The following is a 16,436-nucleotide window of genomic DNA, read 5'->3' as shown; positions in this document are numbered from 1 at the left end:
CGATGGATCAGAGTACTCTCCGCCACCGAATCACCGACCAGTTTTCTTACCGCGGCGAGCGAGCCGATATCTGGCGGGCGTTCGACCTCCTGTTCGATACTGACGAGTTCCTCAATCTCGGCTACTCGGAGTGGTACCAGCCACATATAGCCGGTTCGAGTCAACGTCGCCTCGTCACGGAAGTCGGCTCAAGGGTCGCGTCGCATCTACCCACAACCGACGGAGTGCGCCTCCTCGATGTCGGCTGCGGTCGGGGGGGTCCAGCCCTCCACCTCGCCTATCAGTTCGGCTTCAACGTCACTGGTGTCGACCTCGTTCCGTACAACATCCAGATGGCAACCGAGAACGCACGGGGTAAGCACCTCGATTCCGAGTTCATCATCGGTGACGCGACACAACTCCCGTTTACCAGGGACTCGTTTACCGCGTGTACAGCCATCGACGCACTCGTATACCTCCCCGAGCGGAATCGCGTTTTCGCTACAGTCGCAGATACCCTCGAACCCGAGGGGGTTCTCGTAGTCTCCGATCTCGTGATGCAGTCAGACGTGACTGAAACGGAACGGAGATTGGTCGATTCATTTGCGGATGCGTGGGATATGCCGTCCTTGGGTACTGTTGAAGGATACAAAGCTGCTCTCGACGAGACGAGCTTTGAGCTCAAAGCGGTCGAAGATATCACGAAACACAGCGTCGGACGCTTCCGAAAGTGGACGACGCTGTACCTCCAGCTACTCACGAGCCCGCTCCGGGCTCTCATTGAACGACTGTTAGGAGCGTATGATCTCGATCCCCCAGCGATTACTGAGCAGGTACGGAAGGCTCACCACGCGCTGCCGTTCCTGCGACACGTTATCTTCGTTGCGGAACTAGAGACTACTTGACTGCTACTTGCACGGCGCAAGAAAGAATCGGATCGTCACGTCGACGCTTGAGCATCCACGAATTTGGATGGACCTGTGGGGTCTTCACTGCTCGTGATTGTCGTGTGGTGGATCGTGACCCATAGGTTTAGAATTGGTTCAGACTCCAGTATTTATATAGGACACAGATAGGAATCCGTTGGTATACTCGAACGATAGTTCGGGATTGTGAGGTACTAACCGTTGATTGTGGAGTCAGAAAAGCCAAACCGTGCAGCACGGCTCAAATCGCTATGTATCCCGACTTTGGATTGCTAAGAACAAATTGCTTGATTCAGGCCCTCGTACCATTGATGTGGGGTGAAACCGAATGGCAACTGATCCAGTCTGTGGAATGGACGTCGATGAAAGTGATCCGGCGGCCACAGCTGAGTACGACGGTCAGACGTACTACTTCTGTGCCGAGGGCTGCAAGGAGACGTTCACCTCGACACCGGAGGAGTACGTCTAACCGTCACACCCCACACCTGCGTCGTAGCTCCCCCACACCCACCCCCATTCCGCCTTTCGATGACCCAACCAGAACTTGACGACACGGATCGCGAAATCCTCCGTCTTTTAGCGGAGAACGCGAGACGACCCTACAGCACTATTGCTGAGGCTGTAAATCTTTCACCCCCGTCCGTTTCAGCACGCGTCCGTCAGTTGGAGCAAGAAGATGTCATTCGTCGATTCACCGTTGATCTCGACCTCACACAGTACGAAAACCGGATACACGTCATGGTACGCCTCCAGCCTGAGCTCGGAAAGACGGATTCTCTTCGAGAATCGATCCTCGAGACCCCAGCCGTAGAACACGTATTCACAACTGCGGAGGGCGAAATCGTAGCTGTTGCGACGCCGCCGCGGAATACAGTCGGAAACTGGGCGCAGCAATATCTACCACTGACTGACGTGCGGCGATACGACGTACAACTGCTGTCGAACGCTGCTCAATCAGCGTATGCCGAGGGGACTGAATCCGCACTCAAATGTGCAAATTGCGGAACCACTGTCGGTGAAGACGGACTAGCCACCCGTGTCGGTGGTTCACTCCAGCAGTTTTGCAGTGAGAACTGTGAAACAACGTATAGGGAACAGTATACAGAAAGTCAAGAGAAATCTGATGCTTAGAGTCTAGCATTAGCTGTATACTCAATTCCTGATTGCTTACGAGTTTGCTGCAAATAGTTTTGATTTGAAACAGTAATCGCAGTGAATTAGAAGCGTGTGTATACACCTATGGAAGCGTCCACAACCACCAAAGGAGAAGCTACAAGCAACAAGGTACTCGTCCGTGCTAATGAGATTGAAAAAACGTACGGATCGAGTTTTCCATTTACGCGGTCAGTGACCGTCCTCACCGATGCCGATCTCGAAATTCGGACGGGGGAAATCGTCGGGATCGTCGGCGCGAACGGGTCGGGCAAATCCACGCTCATGAACATCCTCGTCGGTGTCCTCGAACAGGATTCCGGAACAGTCGAACGGACGGGAACCGTTGGCTGGTGTCCACAGGAACCACTGCTTTACGACCGCTTGACGGTCGGAGAGACGTTCCGACTGTTCGGTTCCGGATACGGAATGACCGCCGAAGAAATCGATGAGGCCAAACACCGCTTGGCGTCGAAACTCGATTTCGAGCAGTACCTTGACTACCGAATCGACCAACTCAGTGGTGGAAACCGGCAGAAAATCAATCTCAGTATCGCCCTGATGCACGATCCGGACGTCCTCATGCTGGACGAGCCCTACACTGGATTCCACTGGGAAACGTATCTCACGTTCTGGGATCTCGCCGAGGAACTCGCTGCCGACGGAACAGCTGTCACGATGATTTCACACCTGATCGAAGAGCAAAGTCGTCTCGACCGCATCTATGAGGTTCGTGACGGACAGGTCTACGACGTGACTGACCAGGAAGGCGAGACTGATGCAACGGCCAGTGAACGGGGGGAAGAGACCGATGAATAGGGTTTGGACGGGGATTCGGGCGAACGTCTCCACCTTCCTCAGAACCCCCCTGAATGTTGTCCTAGCACTTCTCCTTCCGATTGTCGTTATCGAAGGCTGGGGACAAGCAATGGCTGGGTTACCAAGTATGCCGACGGTCGAGGCGATTCCGATCGAGCTAGGTCGCCTTCTCGGAGCGATATTCGGGGTCGCCATCATTGCCGGCCTGATGGGACTCGCGCAGATGATTAGTGCGCGTGCAGCCGATCGGCGACTCGTTCAGACAGGCTATCCACCCCGAACACTGCTTGCGACTCGATTAGCGGCGCTCGGAGGAGTGACCGTTGTCGTGGCTGCCGTAAACTACGGCGTTCTCTGGCTGACGATTTCACCGGGAGCCCCTGTCCTGACGTTCGTATTCCTCGTACTTGCCGGCCTCGTCTATGCGTTTCTTGGCGCACTCGTCGGGGCGCTCCTTCCACGACTGTTCGAAGGCTCGCTCGTCGTGGTGTTCCTTGCAATGATGGATGCGTTCCTCAGTGGCGACAGTCCGCTGGCCGCCGACGTTCCCGAGTTCGTGGAATACTTCCCGCTCTATCATCCAAAGGAACTCCTTCAGGAGGCGATGTTCCAAGGCACATATACGACGGGTGATCTCGGCTTCGTCGCCGGATACCTGCTAGTCCTGCTTGTACTCGTCACCGCAGTGTTCGGAGTGACGATGCGCACCAGTGGTGGGTGGTCCGCATGAGTCGTACGACAACGGCGTTCACAATCGGCATCAAAGAACAGGCGCGAAACTACGTCCTCGTCGCTCTACTGGTCGTCCTACCGGTCTCGTTCATCACGTTGGCGTTCGCAGTCACCCAGGACGTCGAGATGCCGGTTCGGACGCTCGTCGACGGTGAGACGGTGACGGTCATGCGAGGGATGCCTGAGGTCCACGGCGTGATTATGACGCCGATTACGAGCGCCCTCATCGCGGGACTCGCCGGGTTGTTCCTGATGCGAGAAGCCAAAGACACAGACGGTCGTCTGGCAGTCGCCGGCTATCGTGCACGACAGGTAATCACTGCCCGGTTTGGGGTCCTCGCAGCAATCACTCTCATCGTTACCGGCGTCTCAGTCGGCGTGATGCTCGTCGATTTCCAGCCTGAGCATCTCTGGTGGTTCGTCGCAGCGATGCTCGTCGTCTCGGTCACGTATGGTCTCATCGGGATGCTCGTCGGGGCCGTTTTCGACCGCCTAGCCGGGATGTGGCTAATGCTGATTCTCCCGATGCTCGATATCGGACTCTTCCAGGATCCGCTGTTCATCCAGTCCGAGCCCGAATGGTGGATGAAACTACTCCCCGGCTATTGGCCCGTCCGTGTGATGGTCGATACCGGACTCACAACGGACGTAGATACGACTCTCTCATTGGTGTGGGCTACTGGATACCTCCTCCTCGTAGCTGTCCTCACAATCGGCGTCTACTACCGAATTACACAGGAGAAGTAAGATCAGGCCAGTAGACTACTTACTCCGGTAACTGTAGGGGAGAAGACCCAAACAGCACTATATCCAGCTTCGCTCAATTGGATAGTTTGACTCGGATTTCACTACGACCGTCTGATCGGGCAAACGGTTCGGTGGACTCTGGTTGCTGCTGTGTCCCTCGTTCTCTGGGCACCGATGAGTGCGGCTTACGTTCCGCGGAGAAGTGCCGCGGCGTAGGAACAGGTCTTCGAAGGACTCCTGAGCGAGGGACCTCAGGCGTGTAGAAATGGCGACGACACCGCGCCTTACCGAGATGGGTCTTCACTCCCAGTCTCCAACCGTTCACGACGCTTCTGGAACTCTTCTTCGTCGATCTCGCCTCGTGCGTAACGACGTTGGAGGGTTTCCATAGCGGAATCGTCACTCTCTGGAGGTGCATCGCCTCGACCCATTGCCCAGTAGAGGAAGCCGCCGACCAGCCCCAGCATCCCGAGTGCCCCGCCGACGAACGGCAGCCCACCGAACCATCCACCGTTCCGGCCGTGCATCATCCCTGGACCCATCATTCCGCCATCGGTACTCCCACTGCCGTCGACGTCCGAGCCGACGGCAACGGCGCCGTTCTGGACGATCGTTTCGCTGTCTGGGACCTCGCCGTCCGGGATCGGGCTGTCTTCAGCTGGACCGCCAGGGCTACCAACGACGATGCGACCGACCATGCCGACCGTCTTGTGAGGGATGCAGTAGTAGTCGTACGTTCCGGGCACCTCGAACGTGTGCTCGAAGCTCCCCTGCGAGATGGTCCCGCTGTCGAAGGCGGTGGCGTCGGCGGGAACGCGGTCCGGATAGGCCGTCGCCGAGTGAGCTCCGGCTGCTATCTCGAAGCGGACGGTCGTGCCAGGTTCGACGTGGAGCCCGATCGGGTCGAAGTAGTTGTTGCCCATCTTCACGACGGGCGTCTCCTGTGCGGCGACTGGTTGGGTGAATCCCGCACTCGCGACTGTGCCAGCACCGAGCGCTCCCAGGAACTGGCGTCTACTGTAGTCTGTCATTGTAGCTGGTTGGCTTCTGTTATCCACGGATGATGCTGGCGAGCCGGTTCGTGAGTCCGGGCGATTGCTGGCCGGCGCTCTCGATGGCAGCCTCCAATTCGTCCCGGTCGACGATGCCGATGAACTCGGCCGTCTGTTCCCCGTTTGCATACACGAGCGTCGTTGGCGTCTTTCGGACACCGTACTCCTCGGCCGTCTCCAGATCGGTCTGGATGTCGACCTCCCGGAACTCGACATCCGGATACGCATCTTCGATACCCTCGTTTTTCTCTCGCTGCGTTGCGCACGCTCCACAAGTCTCCTGTGTGAACAGGATAACTTCCGTCATAGTAGCTAGTATGGTCTTATGCTTTTAGCACACTTCTATTCACATCCGAAAGCTGTGAGGGTCACAGATTTCGGATTCCAAGGGGCCGGACGTGAGTAACGCCGGAGGTTGGTGGTCGGACCGTCACTCCGAGCGTTCGAGCTTGTTCCGACGCGCCTCGAACTCTTCCTCGGTGAGATCTCCGCGGGCGTATGCCATACGCAGCTCCTCCATTGCGGGATTCCGCGACGACTGCGATGCCGTCACGCGACGGAAGACGAGATATCCGCCACCGAGCAGGAGGAGGAGGAAGACCAGCTGGACGAGCATCCCGACGAGTGGCCACCAGCCGCTGGTCGTCCCGTATCCACCCATCATTCCACCGTATCCCATCATCCCGCCGAATCCCATCCCCATCGTGAGCAAGGGGAGGACGATGATCGCCCCGAGGATGAGGAGGACGATGGTTGTGGTGTCGAGTTGGTTTGATGATGTCATGGTTCAGATCTCGGTCGATGATTCGAGTTCGTCCGCGACGCTGGCGAGAACGCGTTCGAACCGGTCGTGGACCTCGTTCGCGATCGAGTCGAGTGCCTCGTTGTCGGCGATGCCGACGAGCTGTTGTGGGTCGACGGCACTCACCATGACCTCGCCGCCGTCGGTTTCGTAGACAATGACGTTACACGGGAGGAGTGCGCCGAGTTCGATCTCTTCGTTCAGGCCCTCGTGTGCCAGCCCCGGGTTGCACGCACCGAGGATGCAGTACTGTCGAAACTCCTCGCCGAGTTTCTCCTCGAGCGTCGCTTGGACGTCGATGTCACAGAGGACGCCGAATCCTTCGTCTTTGAGCGCCGCAATCGTCGTGTCGACGACGTCGTCGAACTCACCGGTGACTGAAGTCTGTATTGTGTATTCCATGAAGTATCATACCCCGTCTACGGGGTTAACGGTTGGGTGCCGCAACGGCGGCCGTTGGGAATATGATGTATCGGCTGGAACAGCAGCTGCTCCAGTCATCCGGTGCGTTCGAGCTGTTCTCGCCGCCGATCGAATTCGTCATCCGAGAGCTCTCCGCGGGCGTAGCGCTCACGGAGAACCGACAGCGACTGCTCTTCGTTCCCACCGGAGCCTCGATTGAGGAGCGCATAGACAATGTAGAGCGGAACGGCGATGAGGAGCCCCATCCAGAGGAACCCCCAGAGCCCCATCGCTCCACCGAAGAGGCCCCAGCCGCCCCCCATCATGCCGCCGCCGTAGCTCCCACTACCGTGGGCAACAGCCGGTCCAGTCGCCGCAACTAGCAGCGGGACGGCGAGGATCGCGAGTCGCCGAGCAGTGCGTCCGATGTGAGTGGTGAGTTGCGTCATTATCTTGCGTTGGTGAGTTGTGGTGTTCGATTGGAGCGATCGAAACGGCCAGAGCCGTCAGCAGTGGCCCTGCCCGTACATCCCGCCGTTGTAGCCGTCGTCAGCCCCGTCGTGGTATTCCCCGTCAGCCATGTCCTGGGCCATCTCGTCGACGGTCACACCCATGTGCGACTCCATCCACTCGACGCTACCCGGGCCCATGTGTTCGGTCATCTGTGCCTCCATCCAAGTGGCCCATTCATCTGCGGTGGCATTGTCCGTAGGCGCGTCGTCAGCGGTCGTTGCGTTGTCGTGTGCGCTGACTGCCGGTGCGGCGAACGCGAGTCCGACAATCGCGAGCGCCACGAGCAGCCACCGGCCGAGTTTGAAGTTGGTCATTGTCTCTCTCCTCGGTTACTCGTAGGCCTGCTCGGGAGTTATCGACATGGGTGTGAATCCATACAGGAGAACGTTCGAGAACGTCTATAACATCTTCTAACCGTTTTGCTCGAGGGAGACCGTTCATACCTACGGAATTCGAGAGGGAGAGCGCCCGATAGATAGCGACTATTTTCCCGGTTGTTGCTGCCGAAGGTCATCACTCGGATACACACGATAGGTCCGACCCTGTCGTTCCCGATACAGCAGACCTCGCTCCTCGAGTGAACTCACGGTCTGGCTTACTTTACTCTTCGAGAACTCAGATCGATCCCGAAGTTCAATCTGCGTGATTCCGGGGGAGTTCAGGACGGGTTCGAGGACGCGTCGTTCATCATCCGGTAAGAGATCGAGAACGCGTGCTTGGGGGTCCGATTCAGGATTGATAGACGTCGCCGGTGCAGCGTCATCATCCATCGACGTAGCTGTTGCCGCCGATGTCTGTGCAGGATCGACAGGCGCCGTTGTGTCGGCCACATCTGGATCGGTGAGTTCTCCCCGGACCACGTAATAGACGCCACCGATAACGCCAGCAACCAGCAGGGTTCCAACCACGTACCAGAGGGGGTCTGGGCCGTGCATCGTTCCCATAGATGAACCCATCATTGACCCCATCGATTGCTCGATAGCCCGACGCTGTTGATAGGCCCGCCAACTGAGTACCCCGCCGGCCAGGAGAACGAACCCGAGAAGCACACCGACGACAGTATCTGCTCGACGGCGATTCATATGACAGCCCCGAGTTGCGGGATTTGACTATTCATACCGTCTATTTGAGCGCAGTAGGTGTGACAATTGCGGATTGAAACTGTGATGATGAACCCCATCACAGCGGATGAACCACAGTGCGATCATCAGTGGTCATGATCGTGATCGTGGCTCGATATTTGCGGGCTTTGATTAGTAAATTCCGTTGGTTCTTCTTCGAACGTACGCTTGCATTTCTTTGAGCAAAAATAGTACGTCGTCCCATCGTGGGACGCACTCGGGCCCTCATCGTCGGTTCGCATCCCGCACACCGGATCTCGATACTGACCTGGTGCGCCGAGTCCCCGCCGGTAGACATACAGAAGGAACCCGGAGAGCGCAAAGGCGATAATATTGAGGTAGAACGTGTAGTTGAGCTCGAAGTACGTCTGTTCAGTCGCCGTCTCGCCGCCCGCCAGATCTGGAACGATACCCAGCGCGTCGAACAGCAGCTCCATGAGGAAGCCGGTGAACGCCATCGTGACGAAGAAGACGCCGAGGATGTACAGCATCACCTTCCAGCCGTAGTACTTCCGGTAGACGTTCAGGACGGGCACGGTGATGAGGTCGGCGTAGACGAACGCGATGATCCCGGCGAAGCTGACGCCACCACCCCAGAGCGCGACGGCGAACGGGACGTTGCCCATACTGCCGACGAAACTGAGGACGGCGATGATGACGCCCATGACGGCGTTCTCGGCAGTCACGAGCAGGCCGTCGCCCTGAATGAACAGCGTGTTCCACACCCACTGCGGGACGAAGACGATGACGAACCCAGAAATAAGGAAGCCGGCGACGATGTCTTTCCAGATCATCGACCACTCCTTGCGGTACTGATTCCCGACCTTGTACCAGCCACCCCACGACAGCAACTCGTCACGCCACCCGCCGCTACTCGACGTCTCCTGGCGATAGGTCTCCATACAGCCCTCCGAGCAGAATTTGAGCGTCTCACCGCCGTCGGTCGTGAGCGTGTACTCGTCTTTCCCCTCCATCCCGCAGGTGGGATCTTCCGTGACGCCCGCCTGGCGGTCGCGCTCGTTGAGCTTCTCGCGGACTTCGTTAAACAGGTTTTCGGGAAGCGTAAGGTGGACGATGGCGGCCATGACGGCGATGAGAATCAGGCCGCCGAGCAGTTCCGCGACGAGGAACTCCCAGCCAAGCAGGATGAGAATCATCAGCCCTAGTTCGACGATGAGGTTCGTCGACGCGAACATGAACGCGAGGAAGTTCACCGCGTGCGCCCCCTTCTTGAACAGGCCCTTCCCGATGGCGACGGCGCCGAAACTACAGCCACTGCTTGCTGCTCCGAACACAGTCGCCTTGGTAAGTCCAGTTAGATCGCCCTCACCCAGCACCTGTGCCATCCGCTCCTTCGAGACGTAGACCTGGACCAGACTCGTAATCGTGAGGCCCATGATGATCGCCCACGCCGCCGTCCAGAGAAATCCGACACCGATACGAAGGGATTCAAGAACTCCGTCGATTATCGTCGCCTGCATAGGTGTATCATTGTAGGGATCATCTATTGCGGTTTTGATTAGAATATACTGCCTATGAGGGTATCAGTACTATGGCATCGTAACCGTCGGCCATAGATGATCTATCGTGAAGAGGGGAAAACATTGCAAACCTCCACAAGCTCCACGGAATCCGACTTCAGATTCAAAAGGGGAATCTGATTAAATCACGCCGACGTATTAGAGGCTAATGGGACCAGTAGAGACCGATGATATCCCAAATGAGGGGAACACCACCTGGAAGAACAGCCTTCGCCGGCCTGCTCGGTTGTCCAGTACGGTAACTGTCACATCCACTTCCTAATTTACGATGGCTGTCGATCTGGCAATCCATGATGCACTCGTTCTCACAGCCGACGAACGGAACCGCCTGTACGAGCGCGGCACAGTATGCATCACCGATGGCTGTATCGAAGAAGTCCGACCATCACGTGCAGGAGACGGAGAATTAGAAGCGTCCACCGTTATCGACGGGAACGGGAAACTGGTGATGCCGGGGTTGGTGAACGCCCACACGCACTTGGAGATGACACCGCTCATCGGTGCGTTTAGCGAACTCGAGCTGACGGAGATGCTTGGGAGTGGGACGGCCTTGTTTAACAGATTAGGGAACGGCGAATTCGAGTACCTCGTCGAGGCAGGCGTCGAGCTCGCAGCGCTCAATTTCCTCTTGGGCGGTGTCACGACCGTGAACTCGATGGACGCACGGCCTGCCGCAGGTGCAGAGGCGTTCGGGGAAGCAGGGCTCCGCGGATTTTTCGGCCCGGCGATCTCGGACCTCTTCTGGGACCAACCAGTCGATCAGCAGTTCTCCCGTGCTCGCGAGTTCGTCGAAACGTACCACGACACGTACGAGGGCCGAATCAGGGCGACGATCTGCCCGCACGACGACTGGTCGTGTACCAGGCAGCTGTGGGAACGGACCGCGTCCCTCGCCGCAGAGTACCCGGACCTGCTCGTCCACACGCACTTGCTCGAACTCGAGGAGAGTAACACGATGGCACGAGCGAACGGTGGCGAGGACTCGGTGGGATTGCTCGACGACGTTGGACTCCTGGACGACCGACTGGTCGCTGCTCACTTCCGCCTCGCCGACGAAGAGGACATCCAGCGAACCGCCGAGGCGGACGCGGCTGTTGCGCACTGCCCGTCCGTCTTCTGTTACTGGAATCCGGACGGGGAGACGCAGTGGACGCCCGTTCCCGAGCTTCGAGCCGCCGGCGTCGACGTCGGAGTAGGGATTGACGACCACTACTGGCACGACTCGTACAGCATGTTCGGTGAAGCGCGGCAAGCTCGGCTGGCGGCAAATCTCAAGCGTTCAGCCGGGCAGTTCGACTCGATGGAACTGATACGAATGCTCACTATTGAAGGCGCACGCGCGCTGGGGATGGGCGACGAGATCGGCAGTATTGAAGCGGGAAAGCGCGCGGATATTATCCTCCTCGACGTCGACAAACCGAAGTTCACGCCACGGACCAATATTCCTGCACAGGTCGTGAACAACGCGGTGCCGGCCGACGTCGAGACAGTGATCGTTGACGGCGACGTCGTCCTCCGGAATGGTGTGCCCGAGACAATGGACTCGGACGACGTGCGACAGCGAGTAAATCAGGCTGTCGAACGCTTCATGGACGAGACAGGCTGGGAGTTAGACATTGGTGGTAGTGAACCGCCGACCAGCATCGAGACTGTACGGGACCTCCCAAAGCGTGGCCCTGCGCGACTCCTGACTCGCCTCGCGATGCAATCCGCGCGTGATCGGTTCTCCTTCTAAGACCCTGCCAGCGTAGGGGTGGTTCCCCCTCAGGAATTTCTGTGGGCGCGAACGAACGCACGTCGCAGGACGGTCAGAAGAACGTACGTCTCGTACTTCTGGGTCTGGCAGTGCTCGCAGGGCTGCATATCCTCGACGATCTCCTCAATAGCGTCGTCGTACTCGTCGGTGAGCGTAGTGAGCGCGTCCGTGATCTGGGGCTGGGCAGCGTCGATCATCTCCTCGACGGCGGCGTCGGCCGAATCTGGTAGTGAGTACGAGAGGACGATCGTGTTCGCGTGGTAGTACTTCGTCGTCCCACCACGCCCCTCCTCGAAGCGAACGACGTCGACGAGGCCCGCATCCCGGAGCTCGTTGATGTGATGGCGGACCGTGTTCTCCGTCCGGTCGATGCCGCGATCGTCGAGGCGTTCGTGGACCTCGGTCGCAGTTAGGGCTTCCTCGGACAGAATGTCGAGGACCATCGCCCGCATCGGCTCGTCGATGGCGTCCGAAATCCGAGTGTCTCGCACCGCGATGTCGTCGAGACGGTGGTCGGTATCGGAATCACTCATACGAGAACTGAGCGCGAGCACGCGGGAAAAGGTAGCGGGGCAGGAGTCGGGTAGGTGTCTGTCGAGGTATCCAGTACAGGATGGACCCGCGATAGCGAAAGCCCTAGACGACCCGTTTGACTGTTCCAACGACCCGTATCCGAATTCAAACATATCATCTAAAAAATACTTATTGAGGTACGGGCACTATCTCAAACTGTAATGAGCGACACAACCCAATTCCGCGTCCTCGACTTCGACTGCCCGACCTGCGCGAGTACCGTCGAACGCGCCCTGTCGAACGTCGACGGCGTCCAGCACGTCGAAGTCCACTACGCGACCGGCCGCGTCGAGATCGAGTACGACGACAGCGTCACTGACCCCGACGCCTTCGCAGAGACCATCGAAAACCAGGGGTACACTCCCCAGCCCGCCTAACACTATGAACAAACAATCGATCACGCAGTACTACCGGAACCACCGGAAGGCCATCGTCACGGCGACGAGCGGCCTGCTGTACGGCGGTGGCTGGAGTCTCGGCTACCTCACGAGTTTCGAGATGGCAAGCGCCGCCATCCTCGTCCTCGCGACGGTCGTGGGTGGCTACGACATCGCCAAGACCGCTTACCACGAGGTCACCAACCGGACGCTCGGCATCAAGACGCTGGTGACGCTGGCCGCCATCGGTGCTATCGTCATCGGGGAGTACTGGGAAGCCGCCGCCGTCGTCTTCCTGTTCAGCCTTGGCAGCTACCTCGAAGGCCGGACGATGCGGAAGACCCGGACGGCACTTCAGGAGCTACTGGAGATGACGCCCGACACGGCGACCGTCCGTCGCGACGGGACACTCCAAGAGGTCTCCGCCCGCGATGTCGAAGAGGGCGAAGTCGTCGTCGTAAAGCCGGGCGGGAAGATCCCGGTCGACGGAACCGTCGTCGACGGCGAGAGCGCAGTCAACCAGGCGCCGGTCACCGGCGAGAGCGCGCCCGTCCACAAGGCCGACGGCGACGAAGTCTACGCCGGGACGGTCAACCAGGAGGGCGCGCTAGAAATCCGGACGACGGGTGCGGGCTCGGACACGACCCTCGAACGTATCATCCGTCGCGTCGAGGAGGCCCAAGAGGCCCAGTCGCCCACGGAGAGTCTCATCGACCGGTTCGCGAAGTACTACACGCCGGCCGTCATCGTGCTGGCCATCGGCGCATATGCAGTCACGCAGAACGCGATCCTGTCGCTGACGCTGTTGGTCATCGGCTGTCCCGGCGCGCTGGTCATCGGGCCACCGGTCAGCATCGTCTCGGCCATCGGTAACGCCGCTCGGTCTGGCGTGCTGATGAAGGGCGGCGAACACCTCGAACGCGCCGGCAAGATCGACCTCGTCGCTTTCGACAAGACGGGGACGCTCACGAAGGGCGAGACCACCGTCGCCGACGTCGAGGGATTCGGCGTCGCCGACGACGAGGTCCTCTCGCTCGCGGCGACAGCCGAGAAGAAGAGCGAACACCACCTTGCCGACGCCATCGTTGACGCAGCCCGCGAGCGCCCGACTGCTGCGACGGACGGTGGGGCGGCGGTCGCCCAGGCGGACGATACGGACGCCAGCCGCCAGTCGATTTCCGATCCGGACGACTTCGACGTGATTGCCGGCAAGGGCGTCATCGCCAATGCCGATGGCCATGAAGTTGTCGTCGGCAACCGCGCACTGCTGGACGACCGCGACATCGACGTCCCCAGTCCGGTCGCCGAATACGTCCGCGAGCGTGAGGGGCGCGGCGAGACGGTCGTCCACGTCATCCGCGATGGGGACATCATCGGCGCAATCGCGCTGCGGGACGAGCTCCGGGAGGCAGCTCCTAACGTCGTCGCGGCGCTTCAGGACGTCGGCATCGAGACGGTGATGCTCACCGGCGACAACGAGCGGACGGCCGCCGCCGTTGCCGAGGAGGTCGGCATCGACGAGTACCGCGCCGAACTCCTCCCCGAGGACAAGCAGACCGTCATCGAGGCCTACCAAGCCGACGGACACGTCGTCGCGATGGTCGGCGACGGCATCAACGACGCGCCGTCGCTGGCGACCGCTGACGTCGGCATCGCGATGGGTGCCGCCGGGACGGACACCGCCATCGAAACGGCGGACATGGCGCTGATGGCCGACGACCTCGAACGCATCCCCTACGCGGTCAAACTCAGCAAGGCGACGCGCTGGAACGTCCTCGAGAACGTCGGGCTCGCAGTGTTGACCGTGACCGTCCTGCTCGCGGGCGTGCTCACCAGCTACGTCACCCTCGCCGCGGGAATGTTGGTCCACGAGGCCAGCGTCCTCGCGGTCATCCTCAACGGGATGCGACTGCTTCGCCACTGACCACTAGATACGATCATCACCACCACTCATGACATCGAACTCGACTGCGACTGACACGACCCAGACGAGAACCAATTGGCAGGTCGACTACGACGTCGACCCGATCGAAATCCGCGACCCCGTCGCGGAGGCCCTCGGCGTCCTCGAACCGGGCGAGCCGTTCGTCGTCACCTACCGGGACGCGGTGAAAGAAGCGGGCCACTCCTGTCCGACAGCCTCGGGCGCCTACCGGATCGTCCAGCTCGGGCTCAACGCCCTGTATCCCGACGACTATCCAGTCCGGAGCAAAATCGAGGTCCAGACGGCCGGCCCGCAGGACGATGCCGCGTACGGCGTGATGAGCCGCATCATCTCGTACGTGACTGGCGCGACCGGCGATGACGGATTCAGCGGGCTCGCCGGCGGCTATGGCGGCCGCCGCGACCTCCTCGTCTTCGACGCGTTCGACCCGGACACGGCGGACCCGACGTTCCGGTTCCGGCGAACCGACACGGACGAGACCGTCGAAGTGGCCTACCACGTCAGCGACGTTCCTGGCGGTGGACCCGCGATCGGGAACCTCCAAGGGATTCTCGACGGATCGGCAAGCGACCAGCAACGGGAGGCCTTTGCTGACGCCTGGCACCGCCGGGTACAGGTCGTCCTCAGCGACGACTCGCTGTTCACCGTCGACGCGGTGTGAACGCGACGGTCTACCCCTCACACTCGAAATATGTTACTACGGTATACTATCGATCTCCTCGAGCGCCTCAGTAGCGACATCACCGAGTTCTCCGGCCTCGATATGTGAATACCGCTCTCTCACCATCTCCTCTGAATTGTCGAGATACCGGGCGGCAACCGTGTATCCGAATGCTCGAACGAGGACCTCACCCATCCCGCGTCGACCACCGTGCGGAGCGAGATAGTCGTGTTTCGGATGGTCAATGTCTATCTCTGCAGCTTCTGAGAGCCGTTGGAGAATCGATCGTGTGCCGTCCGTCGTAATCGAGGGCGGCCGAATATCCTCATCGAGCGCCAGGAGGAGGTCGCGAGCGTACTCCCCACGGCGTTCAGCGATTGCTTCCGGGCGTTCCCCTCGTTCGGCTAGCTCTTCCCGGACGAGCTCTGCGAGCGTCCGTTGGTCGAACGTCGGAAACACCGGCCAGCGCTCCGTGGGTGGGTCCATCAGCTGGCGGTAGCTCCGGAGCGGCGAGATCACCGGGTCGGGGAGACTCGCGGCGTCCCATTGCTGTTTCTTCCGGTAGACGTCCATACTCCCCTCGTCAAGCGAGAGGTCCTCCCAGCGGACGCCACGTCGCCGCGGGTCGTTCGGGTCCCGGAGAAGTTCCCCAACACGGACGGCCGTGTACGCGAGAACGAACACCAGAGCCCGGTCACGAGCCGCCTTCAGCGCTTCGTAGCGCGCTCGCTGCTTGTCGAGGGGGTCAGTATCCTCCGGGAGTGTCGTGTACGCCTCGACGGCGTCGCGGGCCCGTTCGTCGACGTGACGGGTGAGGGCGTGGCGCTGTTCGGACGTCCAGGCCTGCTGGTCGCCGGGCTTACGGCCGTCGTCCTCCGGTAACGGCGCCATCGCACTCGCCCGCTGCGCGTAGTGTGCCTCAAGATATCCCTCGTTGACGCACCAGCCACACCACGCAGAGATATAGCGGTAATAGGTTTGTACCGTGTTCTGCTTGAGTCCCCGATCTCCACCGAGATGTCGGGCGTACTCCCGGAACACGCGTTCGTCGAGATCGTCGAAGGTCGGCTCGCGGTCGACGTCGTCGGGAACGATCCCGGTCCAGTCGTCGGCGCCGCGGTCGCCGGCGGCCCACTCGGCGAACCGCTCGAGCTCGCGGGCTGCGTTGCGTCGATAGTTCCCACCGTCCCCACCACGGCCTTTCCCCTTGTCCTGAAGGTAGCGCTCGAAGCTGTCGTCGAGCGGCGTCGAAAGCGCTCGGTCAGGCATTCACCGGTCCTCCACCGTCCTGCAAGCCCGGTCTCGGTGCCTCTACCCTGGGGGAAGCGCCGTCGTGAG

The 16,436-nt window shown here is 59.9% G+C and carries 20 protein-coding genes; 10 read left to right on the top strand and 10 right to left on the bottom strand.

Annotated elements, in window-relative coordinates; all coding sequences use genetic code 11:
- Nucleotides 1-2: 2 nt before the first annotated feature.
- The 6 genes from ACQE3M_RS13730 to ACQE3M_RS13705 all read left to right on the top strand — a co-directional run bounded on the left by ACQE3M_RS13730 (nt 3) and on the right by ACQE3M_RS13705 (nt 4,355).
- Entirely contained in the window at nt 3-884 is an 882-nt protein-coding gene (locus ACQE3M_RS13730) for a class I SAM-dependent methyltransferase (RefSeq protein ID WP_004594607.1), read from the top strand.
- Nucleotides 885-1,233: 349 nt separating this feature from the next.
- On the top strand, nt 1,234-1,374 hold the full coding sequence (locus ACQE3M_RS13725; RefSeq protein ID WP_011222411.1) for a YHS domain-containing protein: 141 nt from the start codon (nt 1,234-1,236) through the stop codon (nt 1,372-1,374).
- A gap of 59 nt (nt 1,375-1,433) precedes the next feature.
- Nucleotides 1,434-2,036 (top strand): AsnC family transcriptional regulator, encoded by a 603-nt coding sequence (locus ACQE3M_RS13720; protein WP_004594609.1) that lies wholly within the window; start codon nt 1,434-1,436, stop codon nt 2,034-2,036.
- A 216-nt stretch (nt 2,037-2,252) separates the two neighbouring features.
- On the top strand, nt 2,253-2,876 hold the full coding sequence (locus ACQE3M_RS13715) for an ATP-binding cassette domain-containing protein (RefSeq protein ID WP_430506188.1): 624 nt from the start codon (nt 2,253-2,255) through the stop codon (nt 2,874-2,876).
- Between the two features lie 127 nt (nt 2,877-3,003).
- On the top strand, nt 3,004-3,606 hold the full coding sequence (locus ACQE3M_RS13710) for an ABC transporter permease (RefSeq protein ID WP_004594611.1): 603 nt from the start codon (nt 3,004-3,006) through the stop codon (nt 3,604-3,606).
- Nucleotides 3,603-4,355 (top strand): ABC transporter permease, encoded by a 753-nt coding sequence (locus tag ACQE3M_RS13705; protein WP_004594612.1) that lies wholly within the window; start codon nt 3,603-3,605, stop codon nt 4,353-4,355. The genes ACQE3M_RS13710 and ACQE3M_RS13705 overlap by 4 nt, the downstream gene beginning before the upstream one ends.
- A 284-nt stretch (nt 4,356-4,639) precedes the next feature.
- On the opposite strand, the gene ACQE3M_RS13700 is transcribed toward ACQE3M_RS13705, so the two are convergent.
- The 8 genes from ACQE3M_RS13700 to ACQE3M_RS13665 all read right to left on the bottom strand — a co-directional run bounded on the left by ACQE3M_RS13700 (nt 4,640) and on the right by ACQE3M_RS13665 (nt 9,726).
- The gene (locus ACQE3M_RS13700; RefSeq protein WP_004594613.1) at nt 4,640-5,386 is read right to left on the bottom strand and encodes a plastocyanin/azurin family copper-binding protein; all 747 of its coding nucleotides are present in this window, start codon (nt 5,384-5,386) and stop codon (nt 4,640-4,642) included.
- Between the two features lie 19 nt (nt 5,387-5,405).
- On the bottom strand, nt 5,406-5,714 hold the full coding sequence (locus tag ACQE3M_RS13695) for a thioredoxin family protein (protein WP_004594614.1): 309 nt from the start codon (nt 5,712-5,714) through the stop codon (nt 5,406-5,408).
- Between the two features lie 123 nt (nt 5,715-5,837).
- Nucleotides 5,838-6,191 carry an SHOCT domain-containing protein gene (locus tag ACQE3M_RS13690; protein WP_004594615.1) on the bottom strand — a complete coding sequence of 118 codons (354 nt, stop codon included), beginning with the start codon at nt 6,189-6,191 and terminating at the stop codon, nt 5,838-5,840.
- Between the two features lie 3 nt (nt 6,192-6,194).
- Nucleotides 6,195-6,611 carry a DUF302 domain-containing protein gene (locus ACQE3M_RS13685; protein WP_004594616.1) on the bottom strand — a complete coding sequence of 139 codons (417 nt, stop codon included), beginning with the start codon at nt 6,609-6,611 and terminating at the stop codon, nt 6,195-6,197.
- 95 nt (nt 6,612-6,706) lie between these two features.
- On the bottom strand, nt 6,707-7,060 hold the full coding sequence (locus ACQE3M_RS13680; protein ID WP_004594617.1) for an SHOCT domain-containing protein: 354 nt from the start codon (nt 7,058-7,060) through the stop codon (nt 6,707-6,709).
- A 57-nt stretch (nt 7,061-7,117) separates the two neighbouring features.
- Nucleotides 7,118-7,438, bottom strand: coding sequence for a hypothetical protein (locus tag ACQE3M_RS13675; RefSeq protein WP_004594618.1), 321 nt, complete (start codon nt 7,436-7,438; stop codon nt 7,118-7,120).
- 168 nt (nt 7,439-7,606) lie between these two features.
- The gene (locus tag ACQE3M_RS13670; protein WP_430506187.1) at nt 7,607-8,206 is read right to left on the bottom strand and encodes a helix-turn-helix transcriptional regulator; all 600 of its coding nucleotides are present in this window, start codon (nt 8,204-8,206) and stop codon (nt 7,607-7,609) included.
- Nucleotides 8,207-8,331: 125 nt separating this feature from the next.
- Nucleotides 8,332-9,726, bottom strand: coding sequence for a permease (locus ACQE3M_RS13665; RefSeq protein WP_004594620.1), 1,395 nt, complete (start codon nt 9,724-9,726; stop codon nt 8,332-8,334).
- 328 nt (nt 9,727-10,054) lie between these two features.
- Here ACQE3M_RS13665 and ACQE3M_RS13660 point away from each other — a divergent pair, with 328 nt between their 5' ends.
- Nucleotides 10,055-11,521: an amidohydrolase family protein gene (locus tag ACQE3M_RS13660; protein ID WP_050051507.1), complete on the top strand. Its 1,467-nt coding sequence runs from the start codon at nt 10,055-10,057 to the stop codon at nt 11,519-11,521.
- Between the two features lie 29 nt (nt 11,522-11,550).
- On the opposite strand, the gene ACQE3M_RS13655 is transcribed toward ACQE3M_RS13660, so the two are convergent.
- Nucleotides 11,551-12,075 (bottom strand): ArsR/SmtB family transcription factor, encoded by a 525-nt coding sequence (locus ACQE3M_RS13655; RefSeq protein ID WP_004048660.1) that lies wholly within the window; start codon nt 12,073-12,075, stop codon nt 11,551-11,553.
- Between the two features lie 201 nt (nt 12,076-12,276).
- On the opposite strand from ACQE3M_RS13655, the gene ACQE3M_RS13650 reads away from it, so the two are divergent.
- From ACQE3M_RS13650 to ACQE3M_RS13640, 3 genes are read left to right on the top strand one after another with little or no spacing between them, the layout of a single operon-like run.
- On the top strand, nt 12,277-12,492 hold the full coding sequence (locus ACQE3M_RS13650) for a heavy-metal-associated domain-containing protein (protein ID WP_004048661.1): 216 nt from the start codon (nt 12,277-12,279) through the stop codon (nt 12,490-12,492).
- Nucleotides 12,493-12,496: 4 nt separating this feature from the next.
- Nucleotides 12,497-14,416: a heavy metal translocating P-type ATPase gene (locus ACQE3M_RS13645; RefSeq protein WP_430506186.1), complete on the top strand. Its 1,920-nt coding sequence runs from the start codon at nt 12,497-12,499 to the stop codon at nt 14,414-14,416.
- Between the two features lie 28 nt (nt 14,417-14,444).
- The gene (locus tag ACQE3M_RS13640; protein ID WP_430506185.1) at nt 14,445-15,098 is read left to right on the top strand and encodes a hypothetical protein; all 654 of its coding nucleotides are present in this window, start codon (nt 14,445-14,447) and stop codon (nt 15,096-15,098) included.
- 36 nt (nt 15,099-15,134) lie between these two features.
- On the opposite strand, the gene ACQE3M_RS13635 is transcribed toward ACQE3M_RS13640, so the two are convergent.
- Nucleotides 15,135-16,367 carry a phage integrase SAM-like domain-containing protein gene (locus tag ACQE3M_RS13635; protein ID WP_430506184.1) on the bottom strand — a complete coding sequence of 411 codons (1,233 nt, stop codon included), beginning with the start codon at nt 16,365-16,367 and terminating at the stop codon, nt 15,135-15,137.
- Nucleotides 16,368-16,436 lie beyond the last annotated feature (69 nt).

It is taken from the genome of Halosubterraneus shenae (assembly GCF_050510935.1).
GTDB lineage: Archaea > Halobacteriota > Halobacteria > Halobacteriales > Haloferacaceae > JBDGPU01.
The sequence above is the reverse complement of the archived record's forward strand: the minus strand, read 5'-3'. Positions and strand labels throughout refer to the sequence as shown.

What these genes read in the sequence shown, in the direction of transcription:
- ACQE3M_RS13695 (WP_004594614.1), bottom strand. Translation starts at nt 5,714, where the DNA reads ATGACGGAAGTTATCCTGTTCACACAGGAGACTTGTGGAGCGTGCGCA.
- ACQE3M_RS13700 (WP_004594613.1), bottom strand. Translation starts at nt 5,386, where the DNA reads ATGACAGACTACAGTAGACGCCAGTTCCTGGGAGCGCTCGGTGCTGGC.
- ACQE3M_RS13705 (WP_004594612.1), top strand. Translation starts at nt 3,603, where the DNA reads ATGAGTCGTACGACAACGGCGTTCACAATCGGCATCAAAGAACAGGCG.
- ACQE3M_RS13725 (WP_011222411.1), top strand. Translation starts at nt 1,234, where the DNA reads ATGGCAACTGATCCAGTCTGTGGAATGGACGTCGATGAAAGTGATCCG.
- ACQE3M_RS13655 (WP_004048660.1), bottom strand. Translation starts at nt 12,075, where the DNA reads ATGAGTGATTCCGATACCGACCACCGTCTCGACGACATCGCGGTGCGA.
- ACQE3M_RS13675 (WP_004594618.1), bottom strand. Translation starts at nt 7,438, where the DNA reads ATGACCAACTTCAAACTCGGCCGGTGGCTGCTCGTGGCGCTCGCGATT.
- ACQE3M_RS13650 (WP_004048661.1), top strand. Translation starts at nt 12,277, where the DNA reads ATGAGCGACACAACCCAATTCCGCGTCCTCGACTTCGACTGCCCGACC.
- ACQE3M_RS13645 (WP_430506186.1), top strand. Translation starts at nt 12,497, where the DNA reads ATGAACAAACAATCGATCACGCAGTACTACCGGAACCACCGGAAGGCC.
- ACQE3M_RS13685 (WP_004594616.1), bottom strand. Translation starts at nt 6,611, where the DNA reads ATGGAATACACAATACAGACTTCAGTCACCGGTGAGTTCGACGACGTC.
- ACQE3M_RS13730 (WP_004594607.1), top strand. Translation starts at nt 3, where the DNA reads ATGGATCAGAGTACTCTCCGCCACCGAATCACCGACCAGTTTTCTTAC.
- ACQE3M_RS13690 (WP_004594615.1), bottom strand. Translation starts at nt 6,191, where the DNA reads ATGACATCATCAAACCAACTCGACACCACAACCATCGTCCTCCTCATC.
- ACQE3M_RS13680 (WP_004594617.1), bottom strand. Translation starts at nt 7,060, where the DNA reads ATGACGCAACTCACCACTCACATCGGACGCACTGCTCGGCGACTCGCG.
- ACQE3M_RS13670 (WP_430506187.1), bottom strand. Translation starts at nt 8,206, where the DNA reads ATGAATCGCCGTCGAGCAGATACTGTCGTCGGTGTGCTTCTCGGGTTC.
- ACQE3M_RS13720 (WP_004594609.1), top strand. Translation starts at nt 1,434, where the DNA reads ATGACCCAACCAGAACTTGACGACACGGATCGCGAAATCCTCCGTCTT.
- ACQE3M_RS13660 (WP_050051507.1), top strand. Translation starts at nt 10,055, where the DNA reads ATGGCTGTCGATCTGGCAATCCATGATGCACTCGTTCTCACAGCCGAC.
- ACQE3M_RS13665 (WP_004594620.1), bottom strand. Translation starts at nt 9,726, where the DNA reads ATGCAGGCGACGATAATCGACGGAGTTCTTGAATCCCTTCGTATCGGT.
- ACQE3M_RS13640 (WP_430506185.1), top strand. Translation starts at nt 14,445, where the DNA reads ATGACATCGAACTCGACTGCGACTGACACGACCCAGACGAGAACCAAT.
- ACQE3M_RS13710 (WP_004594611.1), top strand. Translation starts at nt 3,004, where the DNA reads ATGCCGACGGTCGAGGCGATTCCGATCGAGCTAGGTCGCCTTCTCGGA.
- ACQE3M_RS13635 (WP_430506184.1), bottom strand. Translation starts at nt 16,367, where the DNA reads ATGCCTGACCGAGCGCTTTCGACGCCGCTCGACGACAGCTTCGAGCGC.